Annotated in this window: 18 protein-coding genes and 1 tRNA gene; 11 read left to right on the plus strand and 8 right to left on the minus strand. The window is 63.4% G+C overall.

The window, feature by feature from the left end; genetic code table 11:
- Positions 1 to 11: 11 nt before the first annotated feature.
- The 6 genes from JJE66_RS09965 to aroA all read right to left on the minus strand — a co-directional run bounded on the left by JJE66_RS09965 (position 12) and on the right by aroA (position 6,080).
- On the minus strand, positions 12 to 404 hold the full coding sequence (locus JJE66_RS09965; protein ID WP_200514111.1) for a lipopolysaccharide assembly protein LapA domain-containing protein: 393 nt from the start codon (positions 402 to 404) through the stop codon (positions 12 to 14).
- 77 nt (positions 405 to 481) lie between these two features.
- Positions 482 to 787, minus strand: a complete 306-nt coding sequence (locus JJE66_RS09970) for an integration host factor subunit beta (protein WP_007598410.1) — start codon at positions 785 to 787, stop codon at positions 482 to 484.
- A gap of 181 nt (positions 788 to 968) precedes the next feature.
- Positions 969 to 1,949 (minus strand): signal peptide peptidase SppA, encoded by a 981-nt coding sequence (gene sppA, locus JJE66_RS09975; protein ID WP_200514112.1) that lies wholly within the window; start codon positions 1,947 to 1,949, stop codon positions 969 to 971.
- 185 nt (positions 1,950 to 2,134) lie between these two features.
- The gene (rpsA, locus tag JJE66_RS09980; RefSeq protein WP_200514113.1) at positions 2,135 to 3,841 is read right to left on the minus strand and encodes a 30S ribosomal protein S1; all 1,707 of its coding nucleotides are present in this window, start codon (positions 3,839 to 3,841) and stop codon (positions 2,135 to 2,137) included.
- A gap of 266 nt (positions 3,842 to 4,107) precedes the next feature.
- Positions 4,108 to 4,746 carry a (d)CMP kinase gene (gene cmk, locus JJE66_RS09985; RefSeq protein WP_200514114.1) on the minus strand — a complete coding sequence of 213 codons (639 nt, stop codon included), beginning with the start codon at positions 4,744 to 4,746 and terminating at the stop codon, positions 4,108 to 4,110.
- On the minus strand, positions 4,743 to 6,080 hold the full coding sequence (aroA, locus tag JJE66_RS09990; protein WP_200514115.1) for a 3-phosphoshikimate 1-carboxyvinyltransferase: 1,338 nt from the start codon (positions 6,078 to 6,080) through the stop codon (positions 4,743 to 4,745). Before aroA ends, cmk begins: the two co-directional genes overlap by 4 nt.
- A 161-nt stretch (positions 6,081 to 6,241) precedes the next feature.
- Here aroA and JJE66_RS09995 point away from each other — a divergent pair, with 161 nt between their 5' ends.
- The 3 genes from JJE66_RS09995 to JJE66_RS10005 all read left to right on the plus strand — a co-directional run bounded on the left by JJE66_RS09995 (position 6,242) and on the right by JJE66_RS10005 (position 7,093).
- Entirely contained in the window at positions 6,242 to 6,649 is a 408-nt protein-coding gene (locus tag JJE66_RS09995; RefSeq protein WP_200514116.1) for a TIGR02300 family protein, read from the plus strand.
- A gap of 99 nt (positions 6,650 to 6,748) precedes the next feature.
- A tRNA-Ala gene (locus tag JJE66_RS10000) sits at positions 6,749 to 6,824 on the plus strand.
- Positions 6,785 to 7,093, plus strand: a complete 309-nt coding sequence (locus tag JJE66_RS10005; protein ID WP_200515317.1) for a GIY-YIG nuclease family protein — start codon at positions 6,785 to 6,787, stop codon at positions 7,091 to 7,093. The genes JJE66_RS10000 and JJE66_RS10005 overlap by 40 nt, the downstream gene beginning before the upstream one ends.
- An 8-nt stretch (positions 7,094 to 7,101) precedes the next feature.
- Here JJE66_RS10005 and JJE66_RS10010 read toward each other — a convergent pair whose 3' ends face one another.
- Positions 7,102 to 7,560 (minus strand): MarR family winged helix-turn-helix transcriptional regulator, encoded by a 459-nt coding sequence (locus JJE66_RS10010; RefSeq protein WP_200514117.1) that lies wholly within the window; start codon positions 7,558 to 7,560, stop codon positions 7,102 to 7,104.
- A 157-nt stretch (positions 7,561 to 7,717) separates the two neighbouring features.
- Here JJE66_RS10010 and JJE66_RS10015 point away from each other — a divergent pair, with 157 nt between their 5' ends.
- The 8 genes from JJE66_RS10015 to JJE66_RS10050 all read left to right on the plus strand — a co-directional run bounded on the left by JJE66_RS10015 (position 7,718) and on the right by JJE66_RS10050 (position 14,911).
- Positions 7,718 to 8,143: an organic hydroperoxide resistance protein gene (locus JJE66_RS10015; protein ID WP_200514118.1), complete on the plus strand. Its 426-nt coding sequence runs from the start codon at positions 7,718 to 7,720 to the stop codon at positions 8,141 to 8,143.
- A gap of 168 nt (positions 8,144 to 8,311) precedes the next feature.
- Complete coding sequence (locus JJE66_RS10020) at positions 8,312 to 9,514, plus strand: CaiB/BaiF CoA-transferase family protein (RefSeq protein WP_200514119.1); 1,203 nt, start codon at positions 8,312 to 8,314, stop codon at positions 9,512 to 9,514.
- 221 nt (positions 9,515 to 9,735) lie between these two features.
- Entirely contained in the window at positions 9,736 to 11,052 is a 1,317-nt protein-coding gene (gene ugpB / locus JJE66_RS10025) for a sn-glycerol-3-phosphate ABC transporter substrate-binding protein UgpB (protein ID WP_200514120.1), read from the plus strand.
- Positions 11,053 to 11,105: 53 nt separating this feature from the next.
- Positions 11,106 to 11,987: a sn-glycerol-3-phosphate ABC transporter permease UgpA gene (gene ugpA, locus JJE66_RS10030; RefSeq protein WP_200514121.1), complete on the plus strand. Its 882-nt coding sequence runs from the start codon at positions 11,106 to 11,108 to the stop codon at positions 11,985 to 11,987.
- A complete protein-coding gene (gene ugpE / locus JJE66_RS10035) occupies positions 11,987 to 12,835 on the plus strand; it encodes a sn-glycerol-3-phosphate ABC transporter permease UgpE (RefSeq protein WP_200514122.1) in 849 nt (282 codons plus the stop codon). Before ugpA ends, ugpE begins: the two co-directional genes overlap by 1 nt.
- Before the next feature lie 6 nt (positions 12,836 to 12,841).
- A complete protein-coding gene (locus JJE66_RS10040) occupies positions 12,842 to 13,924 on the plus strand; it encodes a sn-glycerol-3-phosphate import ATP-binding protein UgpC (protein WP_200514123.1) in 1,083 nt (360 codons plus the stop codon).
- Between the two features lie 237 nt (positions 13,925 to 14,161).
- Positions 14,162 to 14,587: an Hsp20 family protein gene (locus tag JJE66_RS10045; protein WP_200514124.1), complete on the plus strand. Its 426-nt coding sequence runs from the start codon at positions 14,162 to 14,164 to the stop codon at positions 14,585 to 14,587.
- A gap of 51 nt (positions 14,588 to 14,638) precedes the next feature.
- The gene (locus JJE66_RS10050) at positions 14,639 to 14,911 is read left to right on the plus strand and encodes a DUF1150 domain-containing protein (protein ID WP_200470844.1); all 273 of its coding nucleotides are present in this window, start codon (positions 14,639 to 14,641) and stop codon (positions 14,909 to 14,911) included.
- A 94-nt stretch (positions 14,912 to 15,005) separates the two neighbouring features.
- On the opposite strand, the gene JJE66_RS10055 is transcribed toward JJE66_RS10050, so the two are convergent.
- Positions 15,006 to 16,544, minus strand: a complete 1,539-nt coding sequence (locus JJE66_RS10055; RefSeq protein WP_200514125.1) for an AMP-binding protein — start codon at positions 16,542 to 16,544, stop codon at positions 15,006 to 15,008.
- Between the last annotated feature and the right edge of the window lie 23 nt (positions 16,545 to 16,567).

Below are 16,567 nucleotides of genomic sequence, written 5' to 3' on the forward strand. Positions count from 1 at the left end.
CGGGGCCGCTTCTACAACGTCGCGCGCTGCTTGTCTCGCCCGACGGGCCCGTAAAGGCCCACCCCGGAGGGCACCGGCAGGCGCTGGGACTCGGGCTTTGCTGGGGCCGTCTGGGCCCGCAGATCGGTCAGCTCGACCCGGGCGGCTCTCGCATCCGCCTCATGCCGGCGCGCGGCACGCCGCCAATGCCGCTGGCCGAACCAGACGGCGCAGCCGCCGACGATGACGCCCAAGGCGGCCACCAGGATCAGCAGCAGGAACAGCGGCAGCGTGACCGACAGGGCCGGATCAGCCGCCATGAAGGGATCGAAAGAGACGGTGACGAAATGCCGGTTGGCAACCGCAAAGGTCACCAGGATCAGGCCCAGCGGAATCACGATCAACGCGGTCAGGAACTTTCGCATCGCGATCGCTCGTCTTGAATCAAGCTTGCTGCCGCATCATGCGGCCGTTCGGTTAAGCCCGGACGACAGCGGCTTCTTTAGTCCGGCGCGCCCGGATCCGGATGGTCGCGATTGAGCCGCTCGCGCATTTCCTTGCCGGTCTTGAAGAACGGGACGCTCTTCTGATCGACGGGGACATGAGCGCCGGTGCGCGGATTGCGACCGGCACGCGCGGGGCGGTGCTTGACCGAGAAGGCGCCGAAGCCGCGCAGCTCGACGCGGTCACCGCGCGCAAGTGCCGCTACGATCTCCTCGAGAATCGCATTCACAATGTTCTCGACATCCCGCTGGTACAGATGCGGGTTGTGCTCGGCGATACGCTGAACAAGTTCGGATTTGATCATCGAGAGATAGGACCCGGGAGCGTGCGGATGACCATTTCCGTGAAAATACCGTGATCTGTCAAGACGCTAAATGAAGGTTGAGCGTCGTGAAAATGCGTGACAAATGCCGAGAAAGCGGGCTGGGCGCCTACCCGCAAGACGGGAAAAAGGTCCGAAGCTCGCCTGGCGCCACCTTTTCCGGTCAATTCGACGCAGCCGGCTGCCACAAGGCCAGCATGCCATCCATCCCGACGCGATCGACCGCCTGCGCAACGCCGGTTTGCGCGATCTGATGCGCAATCGAGCCTAATCCAAGCCCTTCCAGCGTCACGGCGGCAGCCGCCTTGAGGAACGGCAGATCGCCAAAGCGCGGCTCGAGCTTGTAATCGCGCACCGAAAGGCCCTTCTTGACGCCCTTCTGCTCCTCGAGCCAGGCCACGGCGGTCTTCTCGTCGCCGAGCTGATCGATCAGCTTGAGATCGATCGCCTGGCGGCCAGTAAAGACGCGGCCATCGACAACTTTTTCGAGCTGCGTGTCATCCATGCCACGGCGTTGCTTCACCAGATCCTTGAACCAGGCATAGGAATCCTTCACCAGCGCATCCAGCGCGGCGCGCGCTTCCGGGCTGGTCGGCTCAAAGCCGTTGGGCGCAGCCTTCAAGGGCGTGGACTTCACTTCCTCGACCCTGACGCCGATGGTCTTCAAGAGTTCCGAGACGTTCGGAAATTGGAACAGCACGCCGATCGAGCCGACCAGCGAACTCTGCTGGGCGATGATGTGGTCGCTCGCAATCGCGGTGATGTAGCCGCCCGACGCCGCAAGCCCCTCGACCACGACAACCAGCGGCTTCTTCGCCTTCAGCCGCGTCAGCGAGTCGTAGAGCTGCTCGGATCCTGCGGTGGTGCCACCGGGCGAATTGATGTGAACGATAACGGCTGCGGCCTGCGAATTCTCCAGTCGCTCCAGCGCCCGCGTGCGCTCGGCATCGCTGCGGATCAGGCCCTCGATCTGCACGCGCGCGATTGAGCCGGCGGAAGCGAAGCTGCCGCGCGCGCCCGGTGTCACGACCAGCGCAAAGCCCGCGATCGCCGCGATCGCGATCAGCGCGGCCATCACACGCCAGAACGTCAGCTTGCGGCGGATCCTGCGGCGATCGACGATGATGTCCGAATCGAGCGACATCGAGATATCTCCAAGTGAAAGGCCGCGGGCGTTGTGCCGTCACAACGTGACCAATGGCTTGTCTGGATACATCAATTGCGGCGCAATTTGAAGAAAACAAGGCCCCGCATCGCCCGGACAAGGCCACAACAAAAAAGCCCCGGCTCGCGCCGGGGCTTCGATGTCTGGCGAACCGAAAGGTTCGCTTACTTGCTGTCGCGGTTCTTGAGCGCGGTGCCCAGGATGTCGCCGAGCGTCGCCCCCGAATCGGAGGAGCCGTACTGCGCGATGGCTTCCTTCTCTTCGGCGACTTCGAGCGCCTTGATCGACACCTGGACCTTGCGGGCCTTCTTGTCGAACTGGATCACGCGGGCATCGACCTTCTCGCCGACGGCGAAGCGTTCGGCGCGCTGATCGTTGCGGTCACGCGCGAGCTCCGAGCGCTTGACGAAGGTGGTGAAGTCGGTACCGGCGATCTTCACCTCGATACCGCTTTCCTTCACTTCGAGCACTTCGCAGGTCACGACCGCGCCCTTCTTGACATCGCCCGGCTCGGCGAATGGGTCGCCTTCGAGCTGCTTGATGCCGAGCGAGATGCGCTCCTTCTCGACGTCCACATCGAGCACCACGGCCTTGACCACGTCGCCCTTCTTGTAGTTGTCGATCACCTGCTCGCCCGGAAGCTTCCAGTCGAGGTCGGAGAGATGGACCATGCCGTCGACGTCGCCCTCGAGGCCCAGGAACAGACCGAACTCGGTCTTGTTCTTGACTTCGCCCTCGACCGTCGAACCGGTCGGATGACCTTCGACGAAGACCTCCCACGGGTTGCGCATCGTCTGCTTGAGGCCGAGCGAGATGCGGCGCTTGACGGAATCGACTTCCAGCACCTGCACGTCGACTTCCTGCGAGGTCGACACGATCTTGCCGGGGTGCATGTTCTTCTTGGTCCACGACATCTCGGAGACGTGGATCAGACCTTCGATGCCCGGCTCGAGCTCGACGAAGGCGCCGTAGTCGGTGATGTTAGTGACACGGCCAGTGAAGCGCGCACCCAGCGGGTACTTGGCTTCGATGCCCTGCCACGGATCGTCCAGCAGCTGCTTCATGCCCAGCGAGATGCGGTGCGTCTCGTGGTTGATCTTGATGATCTTGACCTTCACGGTCTGGCCGATCGAGAGCACCTCGGTCGGGTGGTTGACGCGGCGCCACGCGATGTCGGTGACGTGCAGCAGGCCGTCGATGCCGCCGAGATCAACGAAGGCACCGTAATCGGTGATGTTCTTGACCACGCCGTCGATGACCTGGCCCTCTTCGAGGTTCTGCACCAGCTCCTGACGCTGCTCGGCGCGGGTCTCTTCGAGCACCGTGCGGCGGGAGACGACGATGTTGCCGCGGCGGCGGTCCATCTTGAGGATTTGGAACGGCTGCGCGTTGTTCATCAGCGGTGCAACATCGCGGATCGGACGGATGTCGACCTGCGAGCGCGGCAGGAAGGCAACGGCACCGTCGAGGTCGACGGTGAAGCCGCCCTTGACCTGGTTGAAGATGACGCCCGTGACCTTCTCGTTGTTCTGGAACGCCTTCTCCAGCTTGCCCCAGCTCTCCTCGCGGCGCGCCTTGTCGCGCGACAGCACGGCTTCGCCGAGGGCATTCTCGATGCGATCGAGGAACACTTCCACCTCGTCGCCGACCTTGATCTCGCTCTCACGACCGGGGCCGGAAAATTCGCGCAGGGCAACACGGCCCTCGGTCTTCAGGCCGACGTCGATGACGGCCATGTCCTTTTCAATTGCAACCACCTTGCCCTTGACGACGGAGCTCTCCTGCAGGTTGCCACCTGCGAAGGACTCGTCGAGCATCGCGGCGAAATCATCGCGCGAGGGGCTATAGGTATCAGCGGAAATCGAAGCCATTTGTTCTCCAGTTGCGGACGTCTTGCCGGCCGTTGGGTTTTTGGGCGTATCGGGCGTGCAGTGTCGGAAGGTCCACAAAACCTTCGAGCGACCGCTCGTTGCTCCGGCCTGAAGCCGGAACAGCGGAAGCGGGCCGGCTGAGGCCCGCACGTTCGAGACGTGGAAATTTTTGTCCGGAGCCTGGATCGCGTCGGCCCCGAAGCAGGGACCGAGAGTATCGACCTCAAAGAGCGGGAGCGGGCGCTTCCTCCAATGACGACCGCGGCTTAACCCCGCGGACGGCCCGCTCGGACGGCCTCGATAATGTCGATGGCGGCCCGGACGCCGCCTTCTATATCCAGTTGGGAGTTATCTAGCAAGTAAGCATCCGGGGCCGGCTTCAAAGGTGCAATCGGCCTGTTCTTGTCCCGTTCGTCGCGCTGAATGATGTCGGCGAGCACGGCCGCCTCGTCCGCCTCCTCGCCCCGCGCCTTGGCCTCCATGGTGCGTCGGCGGGCGCGGACCTTGGGGTCGGCGACGACAAAGATCTTCACGTCGGCATCGGGGCAGATCACGGTTCCAATGTCCCGGCCGTCCAGCACGGCGCCCGGCGGACCGGCGGCGAATTGCCGCTGGAAATCGACCAGGGCCTCGCGGACCCTGGGGATTGCCGAGACAATCGAGGCGCCCTCACCCGCCTTCTGGGTCTTCAGGGCCGGATTGCCGAACTTTTCAGGATCGAGTTCCAGCGCGGCCTGCACCGCAGCCGCCTCGTCCCGGAGATCATGGCCGGACTGCATCAGGGCGTAGGCGACCGCGCGATAGATCACACCGGTATCGAGGTGACGATAACCGTAGTGATGGGCGAGGCGCTTGCCGAGCGTGCCCTTGCCCGAAGCGGCGGGTCCATCGATCGCGATGATCATGAAAAATCGGCCCCTAGCGACCGCATCATCGGAATGAAGTCCGGAAAGCTGGTGGCGATGAAGGCGGTGTCGTCGACCGTCACGGGCTGGTCGGACGCGCAGCCCATCACCAGGGCGGACATCGCGATGCGGTGGTCCATATGCGTGGCGACAGTGCCGCCGCCGGGAACGTGACCGCGGCCCTCGACGATCAAATCATCGCCGGAGACCTCGACTTTGACGCCGTTGACGCGGAGCATGTCGGCGGTGGCCTTGAGCCGGTCGGATTCCTTGACACGCAGCTCCTGCAGGCCGCGCATGATGGTCGTGCCCTCGGCGAAGGCGGCCGCCACCGCCAGCACCAGATATTCGTCGATCATCGAAGGCGCGCGCTCCGGCGGCACCTCGACGCCGCGCAATTTTGAAGCCCGCACGCGCAATTGCGCCATCGGCTCGCCGGCGTCGCCGCGTACTTCGCTTTCCTCTATGGAAGCGCCCATTTCACGCAACGTTGTGAAAAGCCCGGTGCGCAGCCGATTGGTCATGACGTCGGACAAGACGATGTCGGACCCCTCGACGATCAGCGCCGCGACCATAGGGAAGGCCGCAGAGGAGGGATCGGCGGGCACGACGACCGTTGCACCATGCAGCTCAGGCTGGCCCAGCAGCGTAATGCGGCGGCCGTGCTGACCTTCCTGCGTCGAGGTGATCTCGGCGCCAAAGTGCTTCAGCATCAGTTCCGTGTGGTCGCGGCTCGCCTCGTTTTCGATCACGGTCGTGACGCCCGGCGCGGCCAGGCCGGCGAGCAGCACCGCTGATTTGATCTGAGCCGAGGCAACCGGGGTTTTGTAGGTGATCGGCAGCGGATCGCGCGCGCCCTGGAGGGTCAGCGGCAGGCGGCCGCCCTCGCCGCCCGATACGACCTTGGCCCCCAACTTTTCGAGCGGGTCCAGAATCCGGCGCATGGGCCGGGTGCGCAGCGAGGCGTCGCCGTCGAACACCGCCGAGATCGGGCAGCCGGCGACGGCGCCCATCACGAGCCGACAGCCGGTGCCGGAGTTACCGAAATCCAGGGGGGCCTTGGGCTGGGCGAAGCCAGCGACGCCCACGCCCTGCACCTTCCAGGCAAAATCGCCGGTGCGCTCGACCTTGGCGCCGAGCGCCTGCATGGATTTAGCGGTATTGAGGACATCCTCGCCCTCGAGAAGGCCCGAAATCCGGGTCTCGCCAACCGCAAGCGCGCCCAGGATGAGGGCGCGGTGGGAGATCGACTTGTCTCCGGGCACCCGTACCTTTCCGGTCAGGGCACCGCTTGAGCGCGACTTGAGCGGTGTCGGCTTGTCGGAATGGGTCAAGATTGTGTCCTTGGATGTACCCTGTTGGGGTGGCGCGCAGGTACCACATGGGCCGTGCCCCGTCACGGGCATGTCTTTCTCCCGTAATGCGCTATTGACAGCGGGCCGCCAACTAGCCAAGTGAAACACCGCTTTTCAGACATTCCCAGGATTCCTCTGCCGTGGCCAAGTCCGAACTCGGAACCAAACGTATTTGCCCAACTACGGGCAAGAAGTTCTACGACCTCAACAAGAGCCCGGTGATCTCGCCCTATACCGGCGAAGTGGTGCCGATCGCCCCGGTTGCGCCGGCGCGCGCAAGCCGTGGCGCCGAACCCCGGCACGCGCCGGCCGCCGACACCACGCCGGAGCCGGCGGAGGTCGAGGAGGTCTCGCTCGAGGAGGCCGATGCCGAGGAGAACACCGGCAAGGTCAAGGCCGTTGTGCCCGAATCCGAGGACGACATCGAGGTCGACGAGACCATCGAGGACGACGACGATGATGATTCGACCTTTATCGCCGACGACGAAGAGGGCGATGAGGACGTGACCGACATCATTGGTGATGTCGGGGGCGACGAAGAGACTTGAGATCAGCCCTGATCTGTGAAAAAGGGTGCACCGCGCGAGTCACATAGGGCTCGCCGGCCGGGACGGATCCCCCAGGGTCCTCCCAACTGGAAGACTTAAGGGGCCATAGCTCAGCTGGGAGAGCGCTTGCATGGCATGCAAGAGGTCGGCGGTTCGATCCCGCCTGGCTCCACCACACTTCCTCCTCCGTGCGAGCCATCGATCTGGTGCGTCTACATCATCTTCAGCATTGAGTTTCCCGACCAGGAATACATTGGCACGACCGAGAATTTGAAGCGGCGGCTTCCTGAGCACAATGCCGGCAAGTCGCCGCATACCGCCAAATTCAAGCCATGGACTTTGATCTGGTACTGCGCTTTCCCCGGCAAGATGAAAGCGCTCGCGTTCGAAAAGTACCTCAAGTTTCATTCGGGCCGCGCATTTTCGAAGAAGCGCCTCTACTGAGTTCCCCCCTACTCCCCGATCACCGCATTGAGCCGGTCGCGTAGCGCGACGATCTCGTCTTTCATGGCGACCAGCTCCGACACCGAACAGTCCGACGCCGCCAGGATCGACTGCGGGACGCTGCGCGCCTTGTCCTTCAGCGCATGGCCCTGCGGGGTCAGCGCGATCAGGACCTGACGCTCGTCCTCGCTCGAGCGCGTGCGCTTGACCAGATGGGCGGCTTCGAGCCGCTTGAGCAGCGGCGTCAACGTGCCCGAATCCAGAAACAGCCTTTCGCCGATGTCCTTGAGCGGCACGTCGTCGCGCTCCCACAGCACCAACATCACCAGATATTGCGGGTAAGTCAGGCCGAGCCGGTCGAGCAGCGGCTTGTAGACGCGGTTAAAGGCATGCGCCGCCGAATAGATCGCGAAGCAGATCTGGTTGTCGAGGCGTTGCGGATCCAGGGCCGATGATTTCCGAGGCATAGAGAATCTCACGAAATTTGCCCGTATTGTGGGACCGGGCGGCCGTACATTCAATTGCGAACAATTAAATGTGAAGCATGCGAATTTCAATTGCGCGCAATCTAATTGCTTGCGATACAGGTCAGACCCCAACTCGAAGCCCCCTGAGGAGACGAAAATGTCCGTGAACGTCCTCTACAAGACCAGCGCCAAAGCCACAGGTGGCCGCGACGGCCACGCAGCAACCCTCGACGGCGCACTCGACGTCAAGCTCACCACACCGAAGGAGCTCGGCGGCGGCGGCGGCACGGGCAATAATCCCGAACAGCTGTTTGCGGCCGGCTACGCCGCCTGCTTCATCGGCGCGATGAAGTTCGTGGCCTCGCAGGGCGGCCCGAAGGTCCCCGCCGACGCCTCCGTCACCTCGACCGTCGGCATCGGCCCGCGCGCGGCCGGCGGCTTCGGCCTCGATATCGATCTGGCCGTTTCGTTGCCGGGCCTCGCCCGTGCGGAGGCCGAGGCGCTGGTCGAGAAGGCACACCAGGTCTGCCCGTACTCCAACGCGACGCGCGGCAATGTCGACGTCCGCCTGACGGTCGTCTGATCTGATGGATTGGCCGGCCTGAGATCCCCTCGGGCCGGCCCTTCGTTGGATTTGACCACGCCACGGATTGCACGGCTGCTGCGCATACGGCCCCACGCAACAGGCCATTGCTGGCGTGGACGAACCTCGCTAGGCCTGTGTCAAATATCGACACGGGGAAGCGAACGCATGACTGAAGCCGTTACGGGCGCAATGAGCGGACTGCGCGTCATCGATCTCACGCGCGTGCTCGGCGGTCCCTACTGCACCCAGATCCTCGCCGACCATGGCGCCGACGTGATCAAGGTCGAGCCGCCCGCAGGCGACGAGGTGCGCGACTGGGGCCCTCCCTTCCACGAGGAAGACGCCGCCTACTTCGTCGGCATCAACCGCAACAAGCGCTCGATCGGCCTCGACCTCGCCTCCGAGGGTGGCCGCGCCGTGCTGCTGAAGATGCTGGAGACGGCCGACGTCCTGATCGAGAATTTCAAGCCGGGCACGCTGGAGAAATGGGGCATCGGCAACGATGTGCTCAGCAAGAAATTTCCGCGCCTCGTGCATTGCCGGATCTGCGGCTTCGGCGCCGACGGCCCGCGCGGCGGCAATCCCGGCTATGACGCCATCATCCAGGCCATGACCGGCATGATCGCGGCAACCGGCTCGCCCGAGAGCGGGCCGATGCGGATCGGCGTGCCGCTGGTCGACATCACCACCGGCCTCTATGCGGCGATCGGCATCCTGATGGCGCTGTCGGAGCGGCAGCGTTCGGGCCAGGGCCAGTTCCTGGAGACGACGCTGTACGAGACCGGTCTCGCCATCATGCATCCGCACACCGCAAATTATTTCATGCATGGCAAGCCGCCCGGCCTCACCGGCAACGAGCATCCGAACCTCGTGCCTTATGCGATCTTCCCGACCAAGACCGACAATATCTTCATCGGTGTCGGCAATGACGGCACCTTCCGCAAGCTCGCCAAAGAAATCGGCAAGCCCGAGCTGGGTACCGATCCGCGCTTTGCCCGCAACAAGGACCGCATCGCCAATCGCGACGCTCTGCGCGCCGAGCTCGCCGCTGTGTTCAGCCAGCACGAGGCCGAGCCGCTGTGCAATCGCCTGCTGGCCGCGGGCCTGCCCGCAGGTCCCGTGCAGAAGATCGACCAGGCGCTGACCAACCCGCACACGATCGCGCGCGGCGACGTCATCGAGAAGGACTGGTACAAGGGCGTGGCTTCGCCGATCCGGCTCGATCGCAGCAAGCCGAGCCTGCGCCGGCTGCCGCCGAAGTTCAGCCAGCACTCCCAGGAGGTACTGGGCGAGTTCGGCTACTCCAAGTCGGAGATCGACGCGATGGTCGAGAAGGGCGTGGTCTGCGGGCCCGAGCGCAAGCGCTAAGGCCCTCGTCTCCCGCATCCGACAATCCATGCCGCAGTGCGGCGCGGGCACGCGAGTGCAACGCGAACGGATAAGGCTGCCTGCGCCGCGTTCGCCTATTTGATGGCTTTCCTTTTGGCAGCGCTTGCCGCTTTCGTATCGGCCGCTTACACAGTCATGTGAACGTCATACCGCACTGCTAGCGCAAGCGATCTTTTTGACGGCCAAGGGAGGTTTACTTGATGGCTCTTCGACACTTTGGGGCGGCTGCCGCATTTGCACTCACGGTTGGCATGGGCGTGTCGCCGGCGCTCGCTGCGACCGAGATCCAGTGGTGGCACGCGATGACCGGCGCCAACAACGACGTCATCGTCAAGCTCGCCAACGACTTCAACGCGTCGCAGAGCGACTACAAGGTCATTCCGACCTACAAGGGCAACTACGCCGACACGATGAATGCCGGCATCGCCGCCTTCCGCGCCGGCAACGCCCCGCACATCATGCAGGTGTTCGAAGTCGGCACCGCGACCATGATGGCGGCGACCGGCGCAGTGAAGCCGGTCTATAAGCTGATGGTCGAAGCCGGCGAGAAGTTCGATCCCAAGATCTACCTGCCGGCCATTACTGGCTACTATTCGACCTCGAAGGGCGAAATGCTGTCCTTCCCCTTCAACTCGTCGTCGACCGTGATGTGGGTCAACCTCGACGAGCTCAAGAAGGCGAACGTCGAGATCCCGAAGACCTGGCCTGAAACCTTCGCGGCCGCCAAGAAGCTGCACGACAACGGTCATCCGACCTGCGGCTTCTCCGGCTCCTGGGTGACCTGGGTCAACCTCGAGCAGCTCTCCGCCTGGCACAACGTTCCGCTCGCCAGCAAGGCCAACGGCCTCGACGGCTTCGACACCGTGCTCGAGTTCAACGGACCGGTCCAGGTCAGGCATCTCGAAAAGCTGGTCGAGTTGCAGAAGGACAAGACCTACGACTACGCCGGCCGCACCAACACCGGCGAAGGCCGTTTCACCTCGGGTGAATGCGCGATCTACCTGACCTCGTCGGCCTTCTTCGGCAACGTCAAGGCGCAGGCCAAGTTCAACTTCAACGCCGTGCCGATGCCTTACTATCCCGACGTCAAGGGCGCTCCGCAGAACTCGATCATCGGCGGCGCTTCGCTCTGGGTCATGGGCGGCAAGTCGGCCGAGGAGTACAAGGGCGTTGCAAAATTCCTGACCTTCCTCTCGGACACCGATCGCCAAGTCTACATCCACAAGGCGTCGGGCTATCTGCCGATCACCAAGGCGGCCTATGAGAAGGCCAAGGCCGAGGGCTTCTACAAGGATCAGCCCTATCTCGAGACCCCGCTGCTCGAGCTGACCAACAAGGAGCCGACCGAGAATTCGCGCGGTCTGCGGCTCGGCAACATGGTTCAGCTGCGTGACGTCTGGTCGGAAGAGATCGAGCAGGCGCTGGCCGGCAAGAAGACCGCCAAGCAGGCGCTGGATGCCGCCGTCGAGCGCGGCAATATCATGCTGCGTCAGTTCGAAAAGACCGCCGTAAAGTAAGGCGAAGGCGCCGGCAGGCCGCACCACGAGCGGCCTGCCGGCGCCACCCCATCATGCAAAAGCAAGCCATTTTCCAATCAAAGCTATTGCCCTACGCGCTGGTTGCCCCGCAGCTCGCGATCGTCCTGATTTTCTTTTATTGGCCGGCCCTGCAGGCGGTGATCCAGTCCTTCCTGCTCCAGGACGCCTTCGGTCTGTCGTCGAGCTTCGTCTGGTTCGACAATTACATCGAGCTGTTCAAGGACGCTGCTTATTTCGAGGCGATCGTCCGAACCTTCTTCTTCTCGTTCGCGATCGCGGTGTCGTCGCTGTCCTTTGCGCTGCTGCTCGCCGTGATGGCCGACAAGCCGCTGCGCGGCTCGATGCTCTATCGCACGCTGCTGATCTGGCCCTATGCGGTCGCGCCGCCCGTCGTCGGCGTGCTCTGGATCTTCATGCTGCATCCCTCGCTCGGCGTGCTCGCGCGTTACCTGCGGAATATGGGCGTCGACTGGAATCCGCTGCTCGATGGCAACCAGGCCGCAACACTGATCATCCTCGCCGCCGCCTGGAAGCAGATCTCCTATAATTTCCTGTTCTTCCTCGCCGGCCTGCAGGCCATCCCGAAGAGCGTGTTCGAGGCCGCCGCGATCGACGGCGCGCGCCCGATGCGGCGGTTCTGGACCGTGACCTTCCCGCTGCTGTCGCCGACCATCTTCTTCCTGCTGGTCGTCAACATCGTCTACGCCTTCTTCGACACCTTCGGCATCATCGACACCATGACCCGTGGCGGGCCGGGGACGTCGACAGTGACGCTGGTCTACAAGGTCTATTCCGACGGCCTGCTCGGCGGCAATCTCGGCAGCTCGGCAGCGCAGTCGGTGATCCTGATGGTCATGGTCATCGTGCTCACCGGAATCCAGTTCCGCTTCGTCGAACGCAAGGTGACCTACTGATGGTCGAAGACGAGGGCTTCCGGCGCTACGTCGCCCATTTCATCCTCTGGATCGGGATCGCGATCGTCGCGTTCCCCGTCTACATCGCCATCGTCGCCTCGACCCAGGACAACGCGCTGATCGCGAACGGGCAGATGTCGCTGTTGCCGGGCGGGCATTTCTTCGAGGTCTATTACCAGACCATTTTCGTCGGCACGAGCGGATCGACCCGCGAGCCGGTCTACAACATGATGCTCAATTCGCTGGTGATGGCGCTGTTGATCGCGGTCGGCAAGATCGCGATCTCGATCATCTCGGCCTATGGCATCGTGTATTTCCGCTTTCCGTTCCGGATGCCGATCTTCTGGATCATCTTCATCACCTTGATGCTGCCGGTCGAGGTCCGCATCTATCCGACCTACAAGATCGTCGCCGATCTGCACATGCTCGACAGCTATGCGGGCCTCGCGCTGCCGCTGATCGCGTCAGCCACCGCGACGCTGCTGTTCCGGCAATTCTTCATGACCGTACCGGATGAGCTATTGGAGGCCTCGCGCATCGACGGTGCCGGTCCCCTGCGCTTCTTCTGGGACACGCTGCTGCCGCTGTCGCGCACCAACATGGCCGCGCTGTTCGTGATCCTCTTCATCCTCGGCTGGAATCAATATCTCTGGCCGCTGCTGATCACCACCCGCGACGACATGCAGACCATCCAGGTCGGCATCCGCAAGATGATCACCACCACCGACGCGCTGACCGAATGGCCGGTGGTGATGGCGACCGCCGTGCTGGCCATGCTGCCGCCAGTGTTCGTCGTCGTCGCCATGCAGAAATTGTTCGTGCGCGGCCTGGTCGAGGCCGAGAAGTAGAGAGCTATGGCCAACGTCACCCTGCGCAACGTCCGCAAGACCTACACCGGCGGCTTCGAAGCCATCAAGGGCGTCAACGTCGATGTCGGCGACGGTCAGTTCTGCGTGCTGGTCGGACCAAGCGGCTGCGGAAAGTCGACGCTGCTCCGCATGGTCGCGGGGCTTGAGACCGTCACCGGCGGCGAGATCGACATCGGCGGCCGGATCGTCAATCAGGTCGAGCCCGCCGATCGCGACATCGCGATGGTGTTCCAGAACTACGCGCTCTATCCGCATATGAGCGTCTTCAACAACATGGCCTACGGCCTGCGCAACCGCGGCATGAAGGAAGCCGAGGTCAAGACCCGCGTCGAGGAAGCCGCCCGCGTGCTCGAGCTCGCACCAATGCTGGAGCGCAAGCCACGCCAGCTCTCCGGCGGCCAGCGCCAGCGCGTCGCCATGGGCCGCGCCATCGTGCGCCAGCCAAAAGTGTTCCTGTTCGACGAGCCGCTCTCCAATCTCGATGCAAAACTGCGCATCGCGATGCGCGTCGAGATCCGCAAATTGCAGCGCCGGCTCAACACGACGTCGATCTACGTCACCCACGACCAGCTGGAAGCAATGACGCTCGCCGACATTCTCGTCGTGATGAATGGCGGCCAGGTCGAGCAGGTCGGCAATCCCCTTGCCATCTACGAGAAGCCGGCGACGACCTTCGTCGCCTCCTTCATCGGGGCACCGCCGATGAATCTGATGTCGATCCGTGCGGACGAGATCAAGTCGCAGCTCGGCAGCGCCGGCGATGCCGGCATCCTCGGCATCCGCCCGGAGGATTTCGTCATCACCGACCAGACGCCGGCCGGCGGCGTTGCGCTGCCACTGACCGTCGAGGCAATCGAGCGCGTCGGCGCCGAAACCTTCGTCTACGGCTCGCGGGCTCAGGACGAGCAGCGCATCGCCGCCAATCCCGGCGAACTGCCCCCTGGCGAAGTCATCGTCCGCATTCCCGGTTCCGAGGCGCCGCCGATCGGCCAAAAAATCCGGGTCGCGGCGGTACGCCAAAAGCTGCATTTGTTCAGCGGCGATGGACGGACACGGATCGAAGTCTGACGCTTTCGGAACCAGCCGGTCAAAACGGGAAAACAACCCCATGCACAGTAGCCCGGGGGCTGTTTTCATTGGGATAAATCGCCCGACAGATTCGTCATGACCGCCGCGGCAGCGGCGAATCCACAGCCCTCGGCTACGTCCTTGAACCCGCACGGGGATATGACCATATTGCTGACCAAGGGGTGCCGCTTCCGGGCCCTGAAATGTCAAAGTCGCTTCGAGAGGACTTTGTAAACTATGTCTCGTGTTCCCACGCTTTCCAGTCCGTTCCTTCTGGGCTTCGACGAGATCGAGCGCGTGCTCGACCGCGTCGTCAAAGGCGCCGACGGCTACCCTCCCTACAATATCGAGAGGTGCAGCGGATCGGACGGCCAGCCCGAGCGCCTGCGCATCACGCTGGCGGTCGCCGGATTCACCCGCGACCAACTCGATGTAACCATTGAGGAAAACCAGCTCGTCATTCGCGGGCGGCAGCAGGACGACAAGACCCGGCAATACATCCATCGCGGCATCGCCGCGCGCCACTTCCAGCGCACCTTCGTGCTGGCAGAGGGGATGCTGGTGTTGGGTGCGGATCTGAAGAACGGGCTGTTGTCGGTCGATCTTGCCCGGCCTGAACCGGAGAGGATCGTTAAGACAATCGCTATCAATGAGCACGAATAATGGAACGAGTAGCGGACTCGACCGCTTAGTTTCTGTGAAGGAGTCGAGACCATGAGTGAAGGTCACGTTGCGTTCGAATATGAAGCCAAGGCCGTCTCGCCCGAGACGCTGGCAACCCTCGGCGAAGGTCACATCGCCTATGTGAAACAGATCCGCTCCGAGGATGTGCCCGGCCTGTTTCCCGAAGCGCCGAAGATTGCGCCCGGCCTCAAGCTTTTCGCGCTCCATTCCGCCGACGGCACGCCGATCATGCTGACCGACAGCCGCGAAGCCGCGGTCGCGAATGCCTGGAGCAACGAGCTGCAAGCGGTGAGCGTGCACTGACACGCGCTTAGCGCGACATCTGCGAATTCAAATGCGCGGGCGTGTTTCGATCGAGGCACGCCCGCGTTTTCTTTGAGCGCTTGGCAGGCGTATGCTAGTCGTCTGAGCGATCTGCCAGCCGCGCACGGATATCCGGCTTCAGCACCTTGCCCACCTTGGAGCGCGGCAGATCATCCCAGACTTCGATCTGCTTCGGCGTCTTGACGCTGCCGATTCGCTGCTTGACGAAGGCCGCGAGCGCCGTCACATCGACGCTCTGGTCGGCGCGGGGCTGGACCACGGCGACGATCCGCTCACCCCATTTCTCGTCCGCCAGCCCGATCACGGCGCAATCCTGCACCGCCTCATGCGCCCGCAGCGCGTTCTCGACCTCGATCGAGTAGACGTTGAACCCGCCGGTGATGATCATGTCCTTGGCGCGATCGACGATATAGAGGTAGCCGTCCTCGTCGATGTAGCCGACGTCGCCGGTATGGTGCCAGCCATGCGCGGAGGCCTCCGCCGTGGCCTCTGGATTTTTGTAATAGCCCTCCATCACCAGCGAACCGCGGACCACGATCTCACCGCGTGCGCCGGTCGGCAGCAAATTACCGTCGCCATCCATGATGCCGGCCTGCACCAGCGGGCTGATCCGCCCGGCCGAGGCGAGACGCTCCATCGCGATCGTGCCGTCGGCATTGTAATGCTCGTCCGGCGCCATCATCGAGATCATCATCGGCGCCTCGGTCTGACCGAACAACTGCGCCATCGGCCCGATACGCTGGAGCGCCTCGGCAAGCCGCGTGGCCGAGATCGGCGCCGCGCCGTACCAGAAGCATTGCAGCGACCCGAGCTTCGCGGGGTCGAGCTTCGGATGATCGAGCAGCATGTAGATCACGGTCGGCGGCAGGAAGGTGTGCGTGACGCGATAGCGCTCAATCAAATCGAGAAATTGAGCGATGTCGGGGTGATGCATGATCACGATGCGGCCGCCGAGCGCCATGATCGGGAAACACAGCACGCCGGCCGCGTGGGTCAGCGGCGCAAGCGCGAGATAGATCGGACGGCCCTTGAAGGGATAGCCCATCAGCGTGAGTGCCGTCATGGCCTCGATGTTGCGGCCCGACAGCATGACCCCCTTCGGCTTGCCGGTGGTGCCGCCGGTGCCGGGAATCATCGCGAGATCGTCGACCGTCTCGCGTTGATAGCGGTCGCCGGCAAGGCCGGCGAGCCAGCTGTCGAACGAGGGCGCGAAGGGTAACTCTGCATCGAGGCAGACGAGGGCGCGCAGCTTTGGCAGCTCTGCACGCACCGCCTCGACCATCGCCGCGAAGCTTGAATGAAACAGCAGCAGGCTGCAGTCGAATTGGTCGAGGATGATCTGATTTTCGGCCGCCTCGTTGCGCGGATTGATCGGGCACCAGACCGAGCCCGCGCGGGAAATGCCGAACACGCAAGCAAACGCGACCGGATCGTTGCCGGAAAGGATTGCGACCTTCTCGCCGGCACCAATGCCCGATCGCGCAAGGCCGCGCGCGACGCGGTAGCTCAGCGACTGCACTTCGCGATAGCTGAGATCGCGTCCATCCATGGTGAGGCATAACGCGTCGGGGCCGAGCGAGGCACCTTTGTCGAGGTAATCGATGAAGCGCATGATCAACACCCGAAGCGGCAGCG

Origin of the sequence: Bradyrhizobium diazoefficiens, assembly GCF_016612535.1 — a bacterium.
Lineage (GTDB): Bacteria > Pseudomonadota > Alphaproteobacteria > Rhizobiales > Xanthobacteraceae > Bradyrhizobium > Bradyrhizobium diazoefficiens_C.

What these genes read in the sequence shown, in the direction of transcription:
- JJE66_RS09965 (WP_200514111.1), bottom strand. Translation starts at nt 404, where the DNA reads ATGCGAAAGTTCCTGACCGCGTTGATCGTGATTCCGCTGGGCCTGATC.
- JJE66_RS09970 (WP_007598410.1), bottom strand. Translation starts at nt 787, where the DNA reads ATGATCAAATCCGAACTTGTTCAGCGTATCGCCGAGCACAACCCGCAT.
- sppA (WP_200514112.1), bottom strand. Translation starts at nt 1,949, where the DNA reads ATGTCGCTCGATTCGGACATCATCGTCGATCGCCGCAGGATCCGCCGC.
- rpsA (WP_200514113.1), bottom strand. Translation starts at nt 3,841, where the DNA reads ATGGCTTCGATTTCCGCTGATACCTATAGCCCCTCGCGCGATGATTTC.
- cmk (WP_200514114.1), bottom strand. Translation starts at nt 4,746, where the DNA reads ATGATCATCGCGATCGATGGACCCGCCGCTTCGGGCAAGGGCACGCTC.
- JJE66_RS10005 (WP_200515317.1), top strand. Translation starts at nt 6,785, where the DNA reads ATGCAAGAGGTCGGCGGTTCGATCCCGCCTGGCTCCACCACACTTCCT.
- JJE66_RS10010 (WP_200514117.1), bottom strand. Translation starts at nt 7,560, where the DNA reads ATGCCTCGGAAATCATCGGCCCTGGATCCGCAACGCCTCGACAACCAG.
- JJE66_RS10015 (WP_200514118.1), top strand. Translation starts at nt 7,718, where the DNA reads ATGTCCGTGAACGTCCTCTACAAGACCAGCGCCAAAGCCACAGGTGGC.
- JJE66_RS10020 (WP_200514119.1), top strand. Translation starts at nt 8,312, where the DNA reads ATGACTGAAGCCGTTACGGGCGCAATGAGCGGACTGCGCGTCATCGAT.
- ugpB (WP_200514120.1), top strand. Translation starts at nt 9,736, where the DNA reads ATGGCTCTTCGACACTTTGGGGCGGCTGCCGCATTTGCACTCACGGTT.
- ugpA (WP_200514121.1), top strand. Translation starts at nt 11,106, where the DNA reads ATGCAAAAGCAAGCCATTTTCCAATCAAAGCTATTGCCCTACGCGCTG.
- ugpE (WP_200514122.1), top strand. Translation starts at nt 11,987, where the DNA reads ATGGTCGAAGACGAGGGCTTCCGGCGCTACGTCGCCCATTTCATCCTC.
- JJE66_RS10040 (WP_200514123.1), top strand. Translation starts at nt 12,842, where the DNA reads ATGGCCAACGTCACCCTGCGCAACGTCCGCAAGACCTACACCGGCGGC.
- JJE66_RS10045 (WP_200514124.1), top strand. Translation starts at nt 14,162, where the DNA reads ATGTCTCGTGTTCCCACGCTTTCCAGTCCGTTCCTTCTGGGCTTCGAC.
- JJE66_RS10050 (WP_200470844.1), top strand. Translation starts at nt 14,639, where the DNA reads ATGAGTGAAGGTCACGTTGCGTTCGAATATGAAGCCAAGGCCGTCTCG.
- JJE66_RS10055 (WP_200514125.1), bottom strand. Translation starts at nt 16,544, where the DNA reads ATGCGCTTCATCGATTACCTCGACAAAGGTGCCTCGCTCGGCCCCGAC.